The organism is uncultured Pelagimonas sp. (assembly GCF_947498515.1).
Classification (GTDB): domain Bacteria; phylum Pseudomonadota; class Alphaproteobacteria; order Rhodobacterales; family Rhodobacteraceae; genus Pelagimonas.
Window position 1 is genome coordinate 359,608 of sequence record NZ_CANMKO010000002.1, and the last position, 17,094, is coordinate 376,701.

A 17,094-nucleotide genomic window follows, 5' to 3' on the forward strand; every position below is an offset into this window, starting at 1 on the left:
GGTCAGTGCAAATCACAAAGGGCTGCCCTCGACCGCGGGTGGGGGTGAAGCCCCCGCCCATGGGGGCGGTCGGGGGCTGCCCGGCTAAACGCCGGGCGGAACAAAATAGAAATCGCATCACAATCCCTCCAGTTTCGCCGCATCGAAACCCGGCCCTGGCATCAGTTCAACACCGGCCTTTGACATGCGCACTTCAACACCGGCGTCAATAAGGGCCTTTTTCATCAGGTCCACCTCGGAGAAGTCTTTGTTTTCCATGGCAGTTGTGCGAACAGCAGCCAATTTCTCGGCCAATACCGTGAAATCAAACGACGGAGCCTTGGCCCAGTCCCCCAATTCATCGGTCAACAGGCCTAAAAATTGCGCCGATGCGAGAAAATCAGACAACGAAACCTTTTTTTCAAAATCATACATTTCAAAAGGAAGCGCTCCGGTAGCGACAGAAAAAAGCTTATGGAGGAAGGAAATAGCTTGAGAGATATTTAAATCATCTGCCATTGCAGCAAGAACAGCCTTGTGGGGAGTCGAAGGTTTTACATCAGCAACTGCAGCACGCCACTTGCGAAGCGTGGCCTCGGCCTCTGTCCGCTTCTTCTCGGTCCAATCCATCGGCTTGCGGTAATGCGTCGACAGCATCACGAACCGGATCACCTCACCCGGTACGCCCCGTTCCAGCAAATCGCGCACCGTAAAGAAGTTGCCCAAGGACTTGGACATCTTCTTGCCCTCAACCTGCAACATCTCGTTGTGCAACCAGACCCGCGCGAATTCCGCGTCAGGATGGGCACAGCAGCTTTGCGCGATCTCATTCTCATGGTGCGGGAATGTCAGATCATTGCCGCCGCCGTGAATGTCAAAGGACGGGCCCAAAAGCTCATAGCTCATCGCCGAGCATTCAATATGCCACCCCGGACGGCCCCGGCCCCACGGGCTCTCCCAACCGGGTAGATCATCGGTGGAAGGCTTCCATAGGACAAAATCCATCGGGTCTTCTTTGAACGGGGCCACTTCGACCCGCGCCCCGGCGATCATATCATCAACCGAGCGCCCCGACAGCGCGCCGTAATCCTTGTAGGATCGCACGCGGAACAACACATGCCCCTCGGCGGCATAGGCGTGATCCTTAGCAATCAGGTCCGAAATCATCGCGATCATCTGGCCGATATATTCGGTTGCGCGCGGCTCATGATCGGGCCGCGCCGCCCCAAGCGCATCCATATCCTGATGATACCATTCAATGGTCTCGCTCGAACGCTCATGCACAAGCTCTTCCAACGTGCCCTCTGCCCCGGCCTCTTTGCGCGCGACTGCGGTGGCGTTGATCTTGTCATCGACGTCGGTGAAATTGCGCACATAGGTGACGTGATCATCCCCATAAACATGGCGCAACAACCGTTGCAGCACATCAAACACCAATACGGGCCGAGCATTGCCCAGATGCGCGCGGTCATAGACCGTCGGACCACAGAGATAGAGCCGGACGTTTTTCGGGTCGATCGGCTCAAACCGCTCTTTTTTGCGGGTTTTGCTGTTGGTTAGCTGAATGTCCATGGCTCACGTCCTTAGCAGGGGTCGCGGCGGGCTTAGCAAGTCTGGTTCAGAAATAGAAGGTTCGAAACAAAAGAGCGCCCGCCAATGTCGGGCCCAATCTCAGGCACCCGACGATGTCAGGTAATAATGCAACAAATGAGAGGGCTGCTTTTGTTCATGCCCCATATGTGCCGCATGACATTGTGGCGGTCAAGTCCGCTGGCCTCGAAAACTCACCAAAAGCGCCGCGCCGGTGATACAGGCCACCCCAACAAGGCCCAAGGCACCGGGAAATTGCGCAAAGATCACCAGATCGAGACCCAGTGCCCAAACCATCCCCGTGAAATCAAAGGGGGCAAGCGCGCTCACCGGGGCGCGGGCCACGGCCTCATTTGCCACGATATGACCGATACCGCCACTTGCACCGGCCAAAACCAACCATCCAAACGCCTCCGCGCTTAGACTGATCCAGCCAAAGGGCAGCGTCACCAAACCAGCTAGAGCCGCGACAATGGCAAAGTAAAAGGCAATGGCCGAACTGCTTTCGCTTTCGGTCATACGTTTGGTATGCACCCGGACAAAGGCCATAGTCGCCGCATAACCAAGCCCCGCCGCGATCCCGATCAAGGTGCCCTGCCCTTGCAGGTCCAAGGCCTCCCAGAGCAGGGCAATCACCCCGGCAAAGCCCAACCCAACGGCAATAATCACTGCCATCGTCAGACGTTCCCCGAGCAAAAGCGCCGCCAAGGGAAGCGTTAGAACCGGAGCGAGATAGGCCAAAGCTTGGGCATTGGCGACAGGCAGATAGGCCAAGGACACAAAGGACAAGACCATCGAAAACGCCCCGAAAAGCGAGCGTGTGACATGCAATCCGGGCCGTTTGGTTCGCAATCCGTGTGGGAACTGTCCGAGGTAAATCAGATAGGCGATGATCGGAACAATCGCCAAAGCCGAGCGCCAGAACATGATTTGCCCAACCGGCACCGTTTTTGCCGCGCCATGCACCGCCGCTGACATCACGGTAATCAACAGCGCTGCCAAAAGGCGCAGCGCAATGCCTTTGTGAAACTGGGACAAACCAAACATACCGCCGAGATCGCAGATCGCACTCCCGGCGGCAAGTTACGTTATTGTAAATCAGCGGCGCGTCTAACGTCGGCGTGCGCGGCGCTGCCATAAACAAGGCAAGGCCAGACGCGGATGCACAAAGCTGCAGCTGATTTGACGGGGTGGAGTGTGGCAGAGATACAGATCAATCATAGCTGACCATCTCGTATTCCACCCCATCGGGTCCGTCGAAATAGAACCGCTGACCTGGTTCGTAATCGGCGTGACTGTGCGGGATATACCCAAGCGCGGCGACCTTATCCTCAACCGCTTTTAAGTCATCCACAACGATACCAATATGGTTGAGCGAGCCGCTGTGATCATAGCGCGGGGCCTGCCCCTTGAGGTCCGGTTTGGGGGAATAAAGCGCCAGATAGCTCCTCTCGTTCCCAACGTGCACAGTGTATCCATCGTTTAGCGCCGCGCCTTCCCAGCGGGTCTCCCAACCCAAGAGTGTTTGCAAGAATTGCGCCGTGGCGCGGGCGTCGGGGACGGTGATGTTCACATGTTCCAGTTTCGCTTGCATTGCTGCCTCCTATTTCAAAACTGGCATCAGGATAATTCTTCAAGTACACTTGAGGGCAAGAGCTAAGAAACGTTTGGAAACAACAAGATGAAGAGACATGATTTAACAATTGGCGATGTAGCCGAACGCACTGGCCTCGCCACGTCGGCCATTCGGCACTACGAATCAGAGGGGCTTGTCCATCCCTATCGCAATGATGCAGGTCAACGCCGCTTTGCCAGAACGGACATCCGGCGGCTGTCATTCATCCTCATCGCCCAACAACTCGGCTTTCCCCTATCCGACATTCGCGATCAGCTTGCGCCGCTGCCACAATCGCGCGGTCCCAATAAATCCGATTGGGCGCGCATGTCGCGCCGATTTGGCCGAGTCTTGGATGAGAGGATCGCGCAAATGCAACGTCTGCGCGATCGGCTTGATGGCTGTATCGGCTGCGGGTGCCTGTCGCTGGAAACCTGCGCCTTGTACAATGCCGAAGATCGCGCCGCCAAACGCGGTGCCGGGCCGCGCTTTGTGATCGACGACACTGTGGACGACTAGGTCAAACCGGTCCACACTGTGCCCATGACACGTGAATTGGTAAATGAGATTTGTCAGGGGCTTGCCGGGGCAACGTGGTCCGACCCTTGGGGCGGTGGCCATGATGCTTGGAAGGTCGGCGACAAGATGTTCGCCTGCATCGGCGTGATCCAAGATGGCGTATCGGTGAAGACGCCATCCATCGAAGATGCCCAACTTTTGATCGACATGGGGCGCGGCGTCAAAGCCCCCTATTTCCACCGCTCTTGGGTGCGGGTGGATTGGACGGCTGTTTCCAAAGCTGAATTGCGGGACCGGATCGAAACATCCTACGGACTCGTGTTTTCCGGCCTGACCAAAAAGCTGCAACGCGAGATTTCCGGCACATGAGGCCTCTGTATTTGCACGGATTGCCCGGTTCCGGGGCCGAGCTGTCGCTGGCTGTGCAAGAGATTGAGGTTTTGGATCGAAACGCACCAAGTTTTGCGCAATTGGCGCTGTCTCTTCCAAGTGGGCCTTTGCATTTGATCGGGTTTTCCCTTGGGGCCGCCTGTGCATTGCGTCTGGCCGCGTTGGCCCCCGAAAAGATTGCCAAGCTGACCCTGATGTCCGCCGCCGCCCCCTTGGAACTTGGCGATTTCCTGCAAGATATGGCCGGGGCACAAGTGTTTCGCGCCGCCCGCTCTCATGCGCAGCTCAGCGCGTTGACCGCCGTTCAATCCACTTTGGCAAGGGTTTCACCGGGTATGATGGCGCGCATGTTGGCGCGGGGCACAGGCCTAGATGAGACACAGTTGATCACCAGCGCCGGTGTAAAGCGCGCATTGGCCGAAGGGTTGACCACGCACAAACAAATCTACCTGCGAGAACTATCTGCCTATGTGTTACCTTGGGCGCATCATTTGCCATTGGTCCACTGCCCGGTCACGTTGATCCATGGGGCCAAGGACCGCTGGGCCCCGCTTGCAATGGCCAAAGCGTTGCATCGCGCCCTGCCCCATTCATCGCTGACAATCCAAGCGGAGTGCGGGCACTACGGATGCCTCAAACGCAGCCTAGAAAGGCTTTGACCAAAGCTCGCGTCTGGACCCAAATTTCATCGATGAAATTTGCAAATTCCGTGCACGGAATTTAAGCGCGCCCAGATTAATTGGCGCGCTCCAACGCCCTATAGGCGGCGACATTGCGGTTGTGTTCATCCAAGGTCACCGCAAAATTGTGACCATCGCGCGGATCCAGTGACTTGGCGACAAAGAAGATGAAATCCGATTGCTCCGGGTTCAACGCGGCTTCGATACTCGCGCGACCGGGGTTGGCAATCGGTGTCGGCGGCAAGGCCGGAATCACATAGGTGTTATAGGCGGTCGCTTTGCGTAGTTCAGACTGTCGTAAACCGCGCCCCAACGTGCCTTCGCCTTTGGTAATGCCATAGATCACCGTCGGGTCGGTTTGCAGACGCATACCCTTTTCGAGGCGGTTCACAAAGACGCTGGCCACAAGACCACGTTCGCCATCGCCACCGGTTTCTTTCTCAACGATGGATGCCATAACCAACGCTTCTTCCGGCGTCTCATAGGGCAATCCGCTGGCCCGACCTTCCCAAGCCTGGGCAAGGATGAGCTTTTGGGCATCCACCATGCGGGAAATCACGCTATCGCGGCTATCGCCCGGGCTGAACTCATAGCTATCAGGGGCCAATGCCCCTTCGGCGGGCTGCTCTACCGAGCCTTCCAAAAGATCGATGCCATTCAACGCATTCACGATCTGCCAGCTGGTCACGCCTTCGGCCAAAGCAATCCGGTACCGGGTGTCCGCCTTTTCTAGAACCGCCGTATAGGCAGCTGGGTCGTCATCCTCAGCGGGGTTAAACGCCGCCATCTCTTCGTAGCGACCCGTTGCTGGATTGATCTCACGGACCTGCACCGAGGCCCGTGTCACGCCAATGCGGTAAACCACTTCGGTGCCACAGGTCGACGCGCCGCCACGGGTCACAACATCGGTGATCTCCGCCATCGACGCATTGGGTTTGACCAGATAGCTACCGGCTTTGAGCGCTTGGGTTTTCTTGGTGTAATCTGCCCCAAGGCGAAAGATGGAGCCGTTGGATATGGCCCCACGCTCTTCGAGGGTCTGAGACAGTTTGCGCATAGAGGTGCCACGTGGCACCTCAACACAAATTGCCTGAGCAAGCGGACCTTGCGCACTATATTGATTTTGTCCCCACAGCAGAACGCCGGCAAGAACAAAGACCACGACAACCAAAAAGGTCATCGCATTAGACGCGAGGCTCCGCCACATCAGAGGTTACTCCACCTTACCGAAAATCACCGAGGCATTGGTGCCACCAAAGCCAAAGCTGTTGGACAAGGCATAGGTGATCTCCCGCTCATGCTTGGCCTTGGCGGCCAAGTTCAGTGGGGTTTCAACCGCAGGATTATCAAGGTTCAAGGTCGGCGGGGCGACTTGATCGCGGATCGCCAAGATCGAGAAGATCGCCTCAATCGCGCCTGCAGCCCCCAAAAGGTGCCCGGTGGCGGATTTGGTCGACGACATCGTCGCCTTGGCGGCCGCATCCCCCATCAAACGCTCAACAGCGCCCAACTCGATGGTATCGGCCATGGTCGATGTGCCATGGGCGTTGATGTAGTCAATAGAAGACGCGTCCAGACCGGCATCTTTCAAAGCGGCCCGCATTGAGCGCTCACCACCTTCACCATTCTCGGATGGCGCTGTGATGTGATAGGCATCGCCGGACAAGCCGTACCCGCAGACCTCTGCGTAAATCTTGGCACCGCGCGCCTTGGCGTGTTCGTATTCTTCGAGAATAACAACACCGGCCCCCTCGCCCATGACAAACCCATCGCGGTCCGCATCATAGGGACGGCTTGCGGCCTTAGGGTCATCACTACGTTTGGTGCTCAGCGCCTTGCAAGCGTTGAACCCGGCAATGCCGATTTCGCCAATCGCGGCCTCGGCCCCACCGGCAACCATAACATCCGCGTCACCATATTTGATCAAACGCGCCGCATCGCCAATGGCATGGGCCCCGGTTGAACAGGCGGTGACAACCGCATGGTTTGGCCCTCTAAATCCGAATTTGATCGATACATTGCCCGAAATCAGGTTGATCAAAGCGCCGGGAATAAAGAACGGCGATACGCGGCGCGGTCCACGTTCCTTGATCAAAACGGCTGTATCGGCGATCGAATTCAAACCACCAATACCCGAGCCAATCATAACACCGGTGCGCTCACGCGCTTCGTCGGTCTCAGGCTCCCAACCGGAATCCTTGACCGCCTGAATGGCCGCCGCAACACCAAACAAGATGAACTCATCAACCTTGCGTTGCTCTTTTTTGTCGAGCCAATCCGCCGGATTAAATGTGCCGTCGCTGCCATCGCCATAAGGCACTTCACAGGCGTAATTGGTGGCAAGGTGGTTGGCATCAAACTTGGTGATTGTGCCCGCACCTGATTGTCCGTCCAACAGGCGTGACCATGTTTCTTCGACCCCACATGCCAGCGGAGTGACCAGTCCTAGCCCTGTTACTACTACTCGACGCGCCATGCGAACGTCCTTTCCTCAATCTCTCTCGCCCCGCTCTTACCCTGTCTGCCCGCATAGGGGCAAGGGTTCGCAAACCATCATGGCGGAGCATTGCCTTCCCCACATAGGGTCGGTTCTAAATCTTGCAAACAAACTCCGAGGAGTCTCAGCTCGGCGCAAAAGGGGACACCGCCCCTACAACGTCAGCCTCACAGACACCGCTCACGTCAGAGCACCCAAATTCCATGCATGGAATTTGCCCCTCGCCTCACGCCCACTGCGCGCCCAAATCGTCACGTGTTCGATCAACCCAATGATCCTGCAACCAGCCACAGGGCTTGGCATATCGAATAAGCGAGCCAGTGTAGCCCTCGATCGCTTGCGGCATTTTGGGACGGCCATGAAAACACACCACCTTGGCCGCTTCGGGTAACGTCGCGGCGCGCAAGTAATTCATCGGAAACGGGTTGCAGTCATACTTGAACGACACCACCCAATCACCGGGAATATAAGTAAAAACACCGTTGTCCATCGCCTTGTGCGAGGTATATCGTTGCTCCGATCCACGCGCCTTTTCCACCTCTTCATAGGGGTTGGCGGCAAGATCATTATACAAGAACGGATGCGCCGCTGGATCAAATCGAAACACCGATCCGTGTCCGGTTGGGCGGCCCTTGCGTGCCTCTACCCAATCGTGGCGCATGGCGATTGTCCCCGGAGCAAGGTCGTGGATCTCGTCCAGTGACCCGGTGATCACCACGTCCAAATCAAACCCCAACACTGGCCCTTTGAGATCAGGGATCAAACCGGGTTTGAACAAAGACGTCTTGCGCATCGCACCTTGACGGTTCGCCACCGCAAGCGCTTTGTTCATCGGCTCCAAGTAGGGTTCGACCGGCAGCGGGATCACCTCAATATCAGGGTGCAACCCATCGGTTTCTTCGGTCATGCAAATAAACCGCACCGGGCGTGACATGTTCCGACGCACACCAGAATAGAGCCGGTTCACATATTCAGGCCCAAACAGAGTGCCCCATTTGATGCACATGATATTGACTGGATCGCTCATTTCATTTCCCGGCGTTTGTTCGTGTCTTCGCCATAACAACAGGTGGGACAATTTGCCAGAACCCCTTGCCCCGGGGCGCTCAAATCGCTACCTCACCACCAACATCAACCCGAGTGTCGGAGGTTTTTTGGAGATTGTATCCATCCTCCGGGTCGCAGATCACTAATCTGCTGACCCGAGCAAGCCTTACCAACCGCCCATCCGGCGGTGGGTTTACGCATGCCTTTACGGGACTAAGACATTGACTAACTTTACTCTTTCCGACCTTGGATGGTCGGACCACTTTGCACGCCAAGTCACAGAAGACACGGGCGAGCTTACCCCTGCCCGCATCTATGAGGTCCAGCGCGACTTGCTTTTGGTGCTCACAGAAGACGGCACAAAATCGCTGATCCCAATCGAGTCTGCTGGCGAATATGCAGTCGGTGATTGGCTGCTGTGCGATGGCGTCAAAGCCCTGCACCGCCTTGATCCGGTTTCGAATCTCACGCGCAAGGCCGCCGGTCACGTCAATTACCAACAGCGCATCGCCGCCAACATCGACACCATCGCCATCGTCACCAGCTGTAACGCCGATTTCAACGTGCCACGGCTGGAACGGTATTTGGCCATGGTCACAAGCGCCGGGGCCATGCCTTTGGTTTTGTTGACAAAGGCCGACCGGGTTGACGATCCGCGCGATTTTCAACGTCAGGCCGAGCGTATTTCGCCGCTGGTCACGGCCATTGCTTTGAACGCCAAAGACCCTGACGACGTCGCGCAACTGATCCCGTGGTGCAAGAACGGCCAAACCTTGGCGCTTATCGGCTCTTCAGGCGTCGGAAAAACCACCCTGCGCAATTCATTGACCGGTGAGAATGCGGAAACGCAGGACATCCGCGAGGATGATGCCCGGGGTCGTCACACCACCACGCATCGCTCGCTTGTGCCAACACCTTATGGTGGTTGGCTCATCGACACGCCCGGCATGCGCGAATTGCAATTGGCCGGAATGGAAGACGGCATCAGCGCGGTTTTTGAGGATATCGAAATTCTCGCGACCGAATGCAAATTCAACGATTGCGCCCATGAAGCCGAGCCGGGCTGTGCGGTTCAAAAGGCGATTTCCAAAGGCGAACTTGACGAAGACCGGCTGAACCGGTGGCGCAAACTGCTCCGTGAAGACGAGTACAATACCGAAAGCATTGCCCGCCAACGCGCCCGCAATAAATCCTTTTCAAAGATGGTGAAGAAAACCATGGAAGGATCGAAAAAGCGCAAGGGGCGATAGCCGCCAAGGCGTTCTTAAAAAACCAAAGGCCGCCGGGATATCCCAGCGGCCTTTTCAATTTCCGTACCAAAGCCGGAGCGGTTTTAGGCAATCGGCATACGCTGTTCGACGATTTCGGCCCACCAGCTACAGCCAGCCGGGATGGCATTGTCGTCAAAATTATACTCTGGGTGGTGCACGGCGGCGGTGTCGCCATTCCCAACCAGAATATAGGCACCGGGGCGCTCTTCGAGCATAAAGGCAAAGTCTTCTCCGCCCATCACCAGAGGTGCGTCTTCGCAGGCCCCCGACACAGAGCGCGCCACTTCGGCGGCGAATTCGGTTTGAACCTCGTGGTTGACCATGACCGGATAGCCCCGGTTATAGGTCACATCGACGGTGCCTCCGAATGTGGCCGCAACCCCCTGACAAATCTCATTAATGCGCTTTTCAGCAAGGTCACGCATGTCCTTGGACATGGTGCGCACGGTGCCTTTGATCTGCACCGATTGCGGAATCACATTGAAGGCTTTGGACGAGGTTTCAAACGAAGTCACCGAAACAACTACCTGATCCACCGGGTCGGCATTGCGCGACGCGATGGTTTGCAGCGCCAAGACCGCCTGCGCGCTCATCACGGTGGTGTCGATGGTCTCGTTTGGCTTGGCCGCATGGCCGCCTTTGCCCTCGAACGTAATATCATAGGTGTCGGTGGCCGCGAAAAACGCACCGGGACGAATGGCAAAGGATCCAACCGGGCGACCCGGCCAGTTGTGCATGCCATAGACCTCTTGGATGTCCCAACGGTCCATCATGCCATCATCGCACATCTCTTTGCCGCCACCGCCACCCTCTTCGGCGGGCTGAAAGATCACAACAACTGTGCCGTCAAAGTTGCGCGTCTCAGAAAGGTATTTCGCCGCCCCAAGCAGCATCGCCGTGTGGCCATCGTGGCCACAGGCATGCATCGCACCCGGCGTTTTGGAGGCATAATCCAAACCGGTCGCTTCAAGAATAGGCAGAGCATCCATATCGGCGCGCAGGCCAATCACTTTGCCCGAACCGGATTCCCGCCCTTTGATCACACCCACCACGCCGGTGCGCCCGATGCCTGTCACGATCTCATCACAGCCAAACTCCTTGAGCTTGTCCGCCACCAGCGCCGAGGTGCGATGCGTGTCAAACAGGATCTCTGGGTTCTCGTGGATGTCACGTCGCCACAGGGTGATTTCATCCTGCAACTCGGCAAAACGGTTTTTAACGGGCATGAAGGGCTCCATGATTGGGTGAGCGATTAGGGTGAGGTTTGGGGCCCAAGGGCCCTCTGGCCATTGTGGCCTATGACGACACCCTGCCAGCCCTTGCTTAACAAAGCAAGTGGTCAGGGTATCAGACCAGTCCAGCCAATTTGTACAATTCGGAGCGGGTTTTGTACAAATTGCTAAGTTAGCCGCGCCAATAATCGCTCCATGAACCTCTGCCCTTCTTCAAACTGCGCCGTTGTGATGAACTCATTGGGTTGATGGGCCACATCGATATTTCCCGGCCCACAGACGACAACCTTGTACCCGGCATTTTGAAAATGACTGGCCTCGGTTCCATAGCTGACAAAACCGTCGGAATTGTCGCCCGTGAGTTGGCGCACCAATTGTTCGGCGGTGTTATCGGCCTCTGGCGCAAAGGGCGGCAGGTCAAACATTTCCGTCGCCACAATCGCCGTTTCTGGACGCACGGCTTGCATTGTGGCCTCTAGCTTGGCCCGCGCCTCTTCGAACGCTGCGCGCCATTGATCAAGGCTCTCGCCTGGCACAACCCGGAACCCAACCGCAAAGCGGCAATCCTTGGCGGTGATGTTATGGGCGGTGCCACCGGTGATCATTCCGACGTGAACATTGGTGTAAGGCGGGTCAAAAAACGCGGCCATACCTTGGGGCGTGGCGGCGGCTTGGGCATCGTTGACCTGATTGCACCATTCGATCAGTTTCGCACCATACATGATCGCGCTGACCCCGGTTTGCAGGATTGAACTATGGACTTCAAACCCTTGCATTTGCACATCAAAACTAACAAAGCCCTTGTGGCCCAACACCGCGCGCAGCTCGGTTGGTTCGCCAACGATCACATCACTGGCCTTGGGCAAAATCTGCATCGCCTTGGCCAACCCTTCGGCCCCGGTACAACCGATTTCCTCGTCAAAGCTTAGCGCGATTTGTAGCGGGCGGGTGACGCCCTTTTTCTGCGCCTCGACCATGGCCCAAATCGCCAGTGCATCAAAGCCCTTCATGTCGGTCGAACCGCGCCCATAAAGACGCCCGTCGCGCTCAACCAACGTGTACGGGTCCGTGACCCAATCTTGCCCCTCAACCGGGACAACGTCGGTATGGCCCGACAACACAACGCCCCCCGCAATCTCAGGCCCGACATGCGCAAATAACGCCGCCTTGTCGCCATCGTCATTCCAGTGGCGATGACAGGTGATGCCGTGGCCTTGCAGATAGGTTTCGACCCAATCGATCAAATCAAGGTTGCTGTCGCTGCTGACCGTGGGAAAGGCGACAAGCCGTTCCAAAATGGCGCGCGGGCTAAGTGTTTGGGCCATGGGCATCCCTTTTTGCCTGAATTGCGGCCACCTTACGCCTTTGCCCAGCCGTGTCACGGGGCGGATTGGGTTACGGTAATCGAAAATCCGCAACCACCGGATAATGATCGGAGGGCCAGCCGCCGCCATATTGTTGACGGACAATCCAAGGCCCGCCAAGCTGTTGGATCTGGGGTGTTGTTCCGATGCGATCAATCGCGCCGTAAAGGCCAAGCCCGGCATTGAAATGAAAGGTCGCCCCCACCGTTTCAAGGATTTTCAAACCCGCCTTGCGAAGCGTTTGAACCGTGCGGCCATCCTCCAATGCGTTGGTGTCTCCCACCACAAAAATCGGGTCGCCGCGCTTTAGGATGGGGGCGATTTTGTCGGTTAGAATGCGCGCTGCCTGTTCCCGTTTGTCCGGGTCGCTGTAGTGGAAGTGGACGTTGTAAACGTGAAAGACCCGCCCCGACGCGTCGCGAAATGTCGCCCAAGAACAATAGTATATCCAAAATTCTTTGAGATGTTGTTCACGGGCGACTTCGGCGGGATCATCAAAATAGAACCACCCTTGATCCAAGACCGAGATGTGATCTTTGCGATAAAAGATCGGTTGCCGCGTTGGGAAGACCCGCCAATCGCCGCTTCCTGCGACGCCGTATTCCGGATTCCGGGCCAAAAGCGCATCGCGCGCAAGGTTTAGCGAGCGGTCCGGGCCATCGGTTATGCTCACCATTTCCTGAAAGGCAATGATATCCGCATCCAAGGCCTTGAACGTTGCGTCCAAGGCCCCTTTGCGCCGGTCCCAATCGGCCCGCGACCATGGACCAGTGGCGCGATCAAGCCGGATGAAATGCACATTGTGCGACGCGATGCGCAAAGCTGCGTCCGATTTGGGCGGTGGAATAGGTGTGGGAGTGTTGGCGGCACAGCCCAAGAGCACACAGGAAAAAGCCAGACAGGCGAGGACGTGTCTGACTTTTCCAATGTATGTCATCTAAAATACCTTTGGCCGCCGAGGATGTCCGGCAGCCAAATATTCAATACCCGCTATCTGAAATCAAGACTTTGTGGCCCGGGCTGACCTCTTTGTATTCCGAGGGGCCGGGTTCATAGCCAACGGGATGAATTGGCGATGGGATCGGTTTGAAGTTGAGGTCTTTTTCGGTTTTGCGCTTGCGAGGATCAGCAATCGGAACCGCGCTCATCAGAGCTTTGGTATAGGGGTGTTGCGGGTCTTCGAACACCGCGCGGCGCGGCCCTAGTTCAACGATCCGACCCAAATACATGACGCCAACGTGGTGGCTCACCCGTTCGACAACCGCCATATCGTGGCTGATAAAGAGATAGCCAAGGCCGAGCTCCTGCTGCAGTTCCATCATCAGATTGATGACCTGTGCCTGAACCGAAACATCAAGCGCCGACACTGCTTCGTCGGCGACGATCAGTTTCGGGTTGAGCGCCAAAGCGCGCGCAATGGCGATCCGCTGGCGTTGACCACCAGACAATTCGTGCGGATAGCGGCGCATAAAGCTGCGCGGCAGTTCCACCCGATCAAACAGATTGGCGACGCGGTCATGCAATTCACTTTTGTCATATGAACCATAGTTCAAAAGCGGCTCGGTGATTTGATCCATCAACACCATTTGTGGATTGAGCGAGGCAAAGGGGTCTTGGAAGATCATCTGCATGTCTTGCCGGACGGTGTGCAATTCCTTGGCGTCCAAGGACATCACATCACAGCAATCAAACTCAACTTGACCCGACTGCGGCTCCACCAGACGCAGGATCGAACGGCCGGCAGTTGATTTGCCACAGCCAGATTCGCCAACGAGGCTTAATGTTTGACCTTTGTTGATAGTGAACGACAGATCTTCGACCGCGTGGACATTGGCGACGGTGCGTCGGAAGAACCCACCCTTGACCGGAAAGCGCGTCGTCAGGTTTTTGACCGTCAGGATCACCTCATCGCTGCCTTTGATCGGCACCGGGTTGTGATCCTCTTGGCCGACAAGACGCATCGGTTCGGGAAGGTCTTTGCCGGTCATTTCACCAAGCTTGGGAACCGCTGCCAAGAGCGCTTGAGTATATGGATGCTGGGGGTTTTCGAAGATTTCTTCGACGGTGCCCTCTTCGACCTTGTTGCCGCGGAACATGACAACCACACGGTCGGCCATTTGCGCCACAACCGCCATATCATGGGTGATGAACATCACCGCCGTGCCGGTTTCGCGTTTCAACCGGTCCATCAGTGCCAATATTTCCGCCTGAATGGTCACGTCTAGGGCCGTGGTCGGTTCATCCGCGATCAACAGGCGCGGTTTACAGGCCATGGCCATGGCAATCACCACCCGCTGTCGCATACCCCCCGACAGTTCGTGCGGATATTGGGTTAGACGACGCTCGGGCTCAGGGATGCGTACTTCGCGCAAAAGTTCGAGCGCGCGTTCGGTGGCCTGAGCTTTGCTCATGCCACGATGCACGCGCAACCCTTCGGTCAATTGGCGGCCAACGGTGAACACCGGGTTCAGCGCGGTCATCGGTTCTTGAAAGATCATCCCGATCTCGTCGCCGCGAATCCCCCGCATTTTGTCTTGGTCGACCTCGGTCAGGTCGATAACCCCGCCCTCACGGCGATCAAAAAGCAGGCGACCGCCTGAAATTTCACCACCGCCATATTCAACCAATCGCATCAAAGACAGCGAGGAAACCGATTTTCCGGACCCCGATTCGCCAACAACACAGACGGTTTCGCCCGACCCGACTTCAAACGAAACATCCTCGACCCCAAGGACAGGTCCGTCCTTAGTTTGAAACTCAACCCGCAGTTTTTCTATGCGGGCGATAGGACCTGTGTTGGTGGCCTCGGGGGCTGCATCAAGCATGGTTAGCGCTCCAATTTCATTTGGGTGCCAAGGCTAGTGCCTGTGTCGACAAAGTGTAAACCCCTGCAAAACTTTTTCCGCAGATGCCGATACGTTTCACAAACGCAGCCCTTGCAATTTGCCAGACTTCTGTTTTCGATGTTGCGTAGTGTGGGTTCGGTTTGTGCATATTTTTTGGGCAATTGCTTGCGGTTGCGTTCGGAGGGTGCCAATCTCGAACCCATTAATCAATGTGGACAGGGTCATCAAAGAACCTTGCCCAAACAACATGGAGAGTGACATGAAACTCAAGTCTTTGATGCTTGGGGCCGCGGCATCGTTCGCACTGGCCCCTGCTGCATTCGCGGAACGCGGCGGCGATGGCGAAGTCAAAATCATTTATTGGCAGGCCCCGTCGATATTGAACCCGTTCCTGTCGGGCGGCACCAAGGACGTGGAATCAGCTTCGATGATTATCGAACCGCTGGCGCGCTATAACGAAAAAGGCGAGCTGGTCCCTTGGCTGGTGAACGAAGTGCCTACCGTGGCCAATGGCGGCGTAAGCGAAGATTTGACGTCGATCACTTGGAAGCTGACACCCGGCATCACATGGTCTGACGGGTCTGCTTTCACTTCGGCGGATGTTGCGTTTACCTACGAATATTGCTCGCACCCAGAGGGTGGTTGCGCCCAGTTGACCAAATTCGAAGGTGTGAAATCGGTTGAAACACCAGACGACACCACCGTCGTCATCACCTTCGAAAGCCCAACGCCCAACCCATATGGCCCCTTTGTCGGCGGCGAGAGCCCGATCCTGCAAAAAGCCCAGTTTGCATCCTGCCTGGGTGCCGCGTCATCGACCTGCACCGAGCAGAACTTTAACCCAATCGGCACTGGCCCGTTTGTGGTTGATGAGTTCAAGCCAAATGACGTGATCGTCATGTCCGCCAACCAAAACTACCGCGTGGCTGACAAGCCAGCCTTCGCCAAAGTGACCTTTAAAGGTGGCGGATCCGCGGCGGCATCGGGCACGGCCGTTATGGAAACAGGCGAATTTGACTACGCTTGGAACCTTCAGCTGGCACCCGACGTAATTGCTAAAATGCAAGAAGGCGGCAAAGGCACACCGGTTGCGGGCTTTGGCCCATTGCTTGAGCGCATCATGCTCAACAACACCAACCCATCGCCCGATTTGGGCCCGGATGAGCGCTCGGTTATCCGTCCTCACCCGTTCCTGAGCGATCCTGCGGTTTACAAAGCCATGTCCATGGCCATCGACCGCCCATTGCTGGTCGAAGTTGGTTACGGCCAAGCGGGTCGCGTATCTTGCTCTTGGGTTCCGGCCCCAGAAGCATTCGCAATCGACGTTGAAGGCTGTGACGTTCAGGACATCGCAGGTGCCAACAAAATGCTCGACGATGCAGGTATCGTCGACACCGATGGTGACGGCATCCGCGAAAAAGACGGTGTGCCTCTCAGCATTCTGTACCAGACCTCGACCAACGCCGTGCGTCAGGATTTCCAAGCTCTGATCAAAGAGTGGTGGGGCGAAATCGGCATGGAAGTCGAACTGCGCAACATCGACGGTTCGGTCTTCTTTGGTGGGGATGCAGGTTCGCCTGACACCTTCCAGAAGTTCTATGCCGACGTTGAAATGTACGCCAACACCTTTAACGGCACCGATCCTCAGGCTTACCTGGGCAACGGCCTGTGCGACAAAGCTCCTCGTCCAGACAGCCAGTGGCAGGGTGAGAACATCTCGCGCTTCTGCTCCGAAGAGTTTGACGCCTTGCACGCCAAACTGTCGGCAACCGCCGATATGGCCGAGCGTTCGCGCATCGGTAAAGAGCTGGGCACCATCGCCTTTGAACAAGGTATGATGATCCCACTCGTTCACCGTGGCCGTCTCTCGGCGCACTCCAACTCTTTGGGTGGTGTTGTGCTGAACGTTTGGGACAGCGAACTGTGGAACGTTGCCGATTGGCACCGTATTAAGTAATACGACTTTGGGTGCCGCAGGAAACTGCGGCACCCGCTTTCGTTTTCAAGTGATGGGCTGGTGCACACCCGCCCTTCTCGCAAGGACCCAAATCCCAATGAAACTTA

General features: G+C 56.5%; 15 protein-coding genes. 5 read left to right on the forward strand and 10 right to left on the reverse strand.

The genetic code is table 11. The features are described from left to right. Positions 1-117: 117 nt before the first annotated feature. The 3 genes from cysS to Q1A43_RS05205 form a co-directional block, all read right to left on the reverse strand. On the reverse strand, positions 118-1,551 hold the full coding sequence (cysS, locus tag Q1A43_RS05195) for a cysteine--tRNA ligase (RefSeq protein WP_299933203.1): 1,434 nt from the start codon (positions 1,549-1,551) through the stop codon (positions 118-120). A gap of 189 nt (positions 1,552-1,740) precedes the next feature. Next, the gene (locus Q1A43_RS05200) at positions 1,741-2,616 is read right to left on the reverse strand and encodes a DMT family transporter (protein ID WP_299933204.1); all 876 of its coding nucleotides are present in this window, start codon (positions 2,614-2,616) and stop codon (positions 1,741-1,743) included. 166 nt (positions 2,617-2,782) lie between these two features. Further along, positions 2,783-3,163, reverse strand: coding sequence for a VOC family protein (locus Q1A43_RS05205; protein WP_299933205.1), 381 nt, complete (start codon positions 3,161-3,163; stop codon positions 2,783-2,785). 87 nt (positions 3,164-3,250) lie between these two features. On the opposite strand from Q1A43_RS05205, the gene soxR reads away from it, so the two are divergent. The 3 genes from soxR to Q1A43_RS05220 are packed head-to-tail and all read left to right on the forward strand — an operon-like array spanning position 3,251 to position 4,752. Then, on the forward strand, positions 3,251-3,703 hold the full coding sequence (gene soxR / locus Q1A43_RS05210; RefSeq protein WP_299933206.1) for a redox-sensitive transcriptional activator SoxR: 453 nt from the start codon (positions 3,251-3,253) through the stop codon (positions 3,701-3,703). 24 nt (positions 3,704-3,727) lie between these two features. Further along, positions 3,728-4,072, forward strand: a complete 345-nt coding sequence (locus Q1A43_RS05215; RefSeq protein WP_299933207.1) for an MmcQ/YjbR family DNA-binding protein — start codon at positions 3,728-3,730, stop codon at positions 4,070-4,072. Beyond that, positions 4,069-4,752, forward strand: coding sequence for an alpha/beta hydrolase (locus Q1A43_RS05220; RefSeq protein ID WP_299933208.1), 684 nt, complete (start codon positions 4,069-4,071; stop codon positions 4,750-4,752). Before Q1A43_RS05215 ends, Q1A43_RS05220 begins: the two co-directional genes overlap by 4 nt. A gap of 76 nt (positions 4,753-4,828) precedes the next feature. Here the strand turns inward: Q1A43_RS05220 and mltG are convergent, their stop codons facing one another. The 3 genes from mltG to Q1A43_RS05235 all read right to left on the reverse strand — a co-directional run bounded on the left by mltG (position 4,829) and on the right by Q1A43_RS05235 (position 8,297). Beyond that, complete coding sequence (gene mltG / locus Q1A43_RS05225) at positions 4,829-5,980, reverse strand: endolytic transglycosylase MltG (RefSeq protein ID WP_299933209.1); 1,152 nt, start codon at positions 5,978-5,980, stop codon at positions 4,829-4,831. A 6-nt stretch (positions 5,981-5,986) separates the two neighbouring features. Next, on the reverse strand, positions 5,987-7,249 hold the full coding sequence (gene fabF / locus Q1A43_RS05230) for a beta-ketoacyl-ACP synthase II (RefSeq protein WP_299933210.1): 1,263 nt from the start codon (positions 7,247-7,249) through the stop codon (positions 5,987-5,989). Between the two features lie 247 nt (positions 7,250-7,496). Next, on the reverse strand, positions 7,497-8,297 hold the full coding sequence (locus Q1A43_RS05235) for a glycosyl transferase (protein WP_299925004.1): 801 nt from the start codon (positions 8,295-8,297) through the stop codon (positions 7,497-7,499). 241 nt (positions 8,298-8,538) lie between these two features. Here Q1A43_RS05235 and rsgA point away from each other — a divergent pair, with 241 nt between their 5' ends. Continuing rightward, positions 8,539-9,567, forward strand: coding sequence for a ribosome small subunit-dependent GTPase A (gene rsgA / locus Q1A43_RS05240; RefSeq protein ID WP_299933211.1), 1,029 nt, complete (start codon positions 8,539-8,541; stop codon positions 9,565-9,567). Positions 9,568-9,650: 83 nt separating this feature from the next. Here rsgA and Q1A43_RS05245 read toward each other — a convergent pair whose 3' ends face one another. The 4 genes from Q1A43_RS05245 to Q1A43_RS05260 all read right to left on the reverse strand — a co-directional run bounded on the left by Q1A43_RS05245 (position 9,651) and on the right by Q1A43_RS05260 (position 15,009). Continuing rightward, on the reverse strand, positions 9,651-10,814 hold the full coding sequence (locus tag Q1A43_RS05245; RefSeq protein ID WP_299925010.1) for a M20 aminoacylase family protein: 1,164 nt from the start codon (positions 10,812-10,814) through the stop codon (positions 9,651-9,653). A 173-nt stretch (positions 10,815-10,987) separates the two neighbouring features. Beyond that, the gene (gene argE / locus Q1A43_RS05250) at positions 10,988-12,145 is read right to left on the reverse strand and encodes an acetylornithine deacetylase (RefSeq protein WP_299933213.1); all 1,158 of its coding nucleotides are present in this window, start codon (positions 12,143-12,145) and stop codon (positions 10,988-10,990) included. A 70-nt stretch (positions 12,146-12,215) separates the two neighbouring features. Beyond that, positions 12,216-13,121 (reverse strand): endonuclease/exonuclease/phosphatase family protein, encoded by a 906-nt coding sequence (locus tag Q1A43_RS05255; protein ID WP_299933215.1) that lies wholly within the window; start codon positions 13,119-13,121, stop codon positions 12,216-12,218. A gap of 43 nt (positions 13,122-13,164) precedes the next feature. Next, complete coding sequence (locus Q1A43_RS05260) at positions 13,165-15,009, reverse strand: ABC transporter ATP-binding protein (RefSeq protein ID WP_299933217.1); 1,845 nt, start codon at positions 15,007-15,009, stop codon at positions 13,165-13,167. Between the two features lie 280 nt (positions 15,010-15,289). Between Q1A43_RS05260 and Q1A43_RS05265 the strand changes: the two genes are divergently transcribed. Further along, the gene (locus tag Q1A43_RS05265; protein ID WP_299933219.1) at positions 15,290-16,987 is read left to right on the forward strand and encodes a peptide ABC transporter substrate-binding protein; all 1,698 of its coding nucleotides are present in this window, start codon (positions 15,290-15,292) and stop codon (positions 16,985-16,987) included. Positions 16,988-17,094: the final 107 nt, after the last annotated feature.

Bases quoted from the DNA above. Each gene is read 5' to 3' on its own strand.
- cysS (WP_299933203.1), bottom strand. From the start codon at position 1,551: ATGGACATTCAGCTAACCAACAGCAAAACCCGCAAAAAAGAGCGGTTT.
- Q1A43_RS05200 (WP_299933204.1), bottom strand. From the start codon at position 2,616: ATGTTTGGTTTGTCCCAGTTTCACAAAGGCATTGCGCTGCGCCTTTTG.
- Q1A43_RS05205 (WP_299933205.1), bottom strand. From the start codon at position 3,163: ATGCAAGCGAAACTGGAACATGTGAACATCACCGTCCCCGACGCCCGC.
- soxR (WP_299933206.1), top strand. From the start codon at position 3,251: ATGAAGAGACATGATTTAACAATTGGCGATGTAGCCGAACGCACTGGC.
- Q1A43_RS05215 (WP_299933207.1), top strand. From the start codon at position 3,728: ATGACACGTGAATTGGTAAATGAGATTTGTCAGGGGCTTGCCGGGGCA.
- Q1A43_RS05220 (WP_299933208.1), top strand. From the start codon at position 4,069: ATGAGGCCTCTGTATTTGCACGGATTGCCCGGTTCCGGGGCCGAGCTG.
- mltG (WP_299933209.1), bottom strand. From the start codon at position 5,980: ATGTGGCGGAGCCTCGCGTCTAATGCGATGACCTTTTTGGTTGTCGTG.
- fabF (WP_299933210.1), bottom strand. From the start codon at position 7,249: ATGGCGCGTCGAGTAGTAGTAACAGGGCTAGGACTGGTCACTCCGCTG.
- Q1A43_RS05235 (WP_299925004.1), bottom strand. From the start codon at position 8,297: ATGAGCGATCCAGTCAATATCATGTGCATCAAATGGGGCACTCTGTTT.
- Q1A43_RS05245 (WP_299925010.1), bottom strand. From the start codon at position 10,814: ATGCCCGTTAAAAACCGTTTTGCCGAGTTGCAGGATGAAATCACCCTG.
- argE (WP_299933213.1), bottom strand. From the start codon at position 12,145: ATGGCCCAAACACTTAGCCCGCGCGCCATTTTGGAACGGCTTGTCGCC.
- Q1A43_RS05255 (WP_299933215.1), bottom strand. From the start codon at position 13,121: ATGACATACATTGGAAAAGTCAGACACGTCCTCGCCTGTCTGGCTTTT.
- Q1A43_RS05260 (WP_299933217.1), bottom strand. From the start codon at position 15,009: ATGCTTGATGCAGCCCCCGAGGCCACCAACACAGGTCCTATCGCCCGC.
- Q1A43_RS05265 (WP_299933219.1), top strand. From the start codon at position 15,290: ATGAAACTCAAGTCTTTGATGCTTGGGGCCGCGGCATCGTTCGCACTG.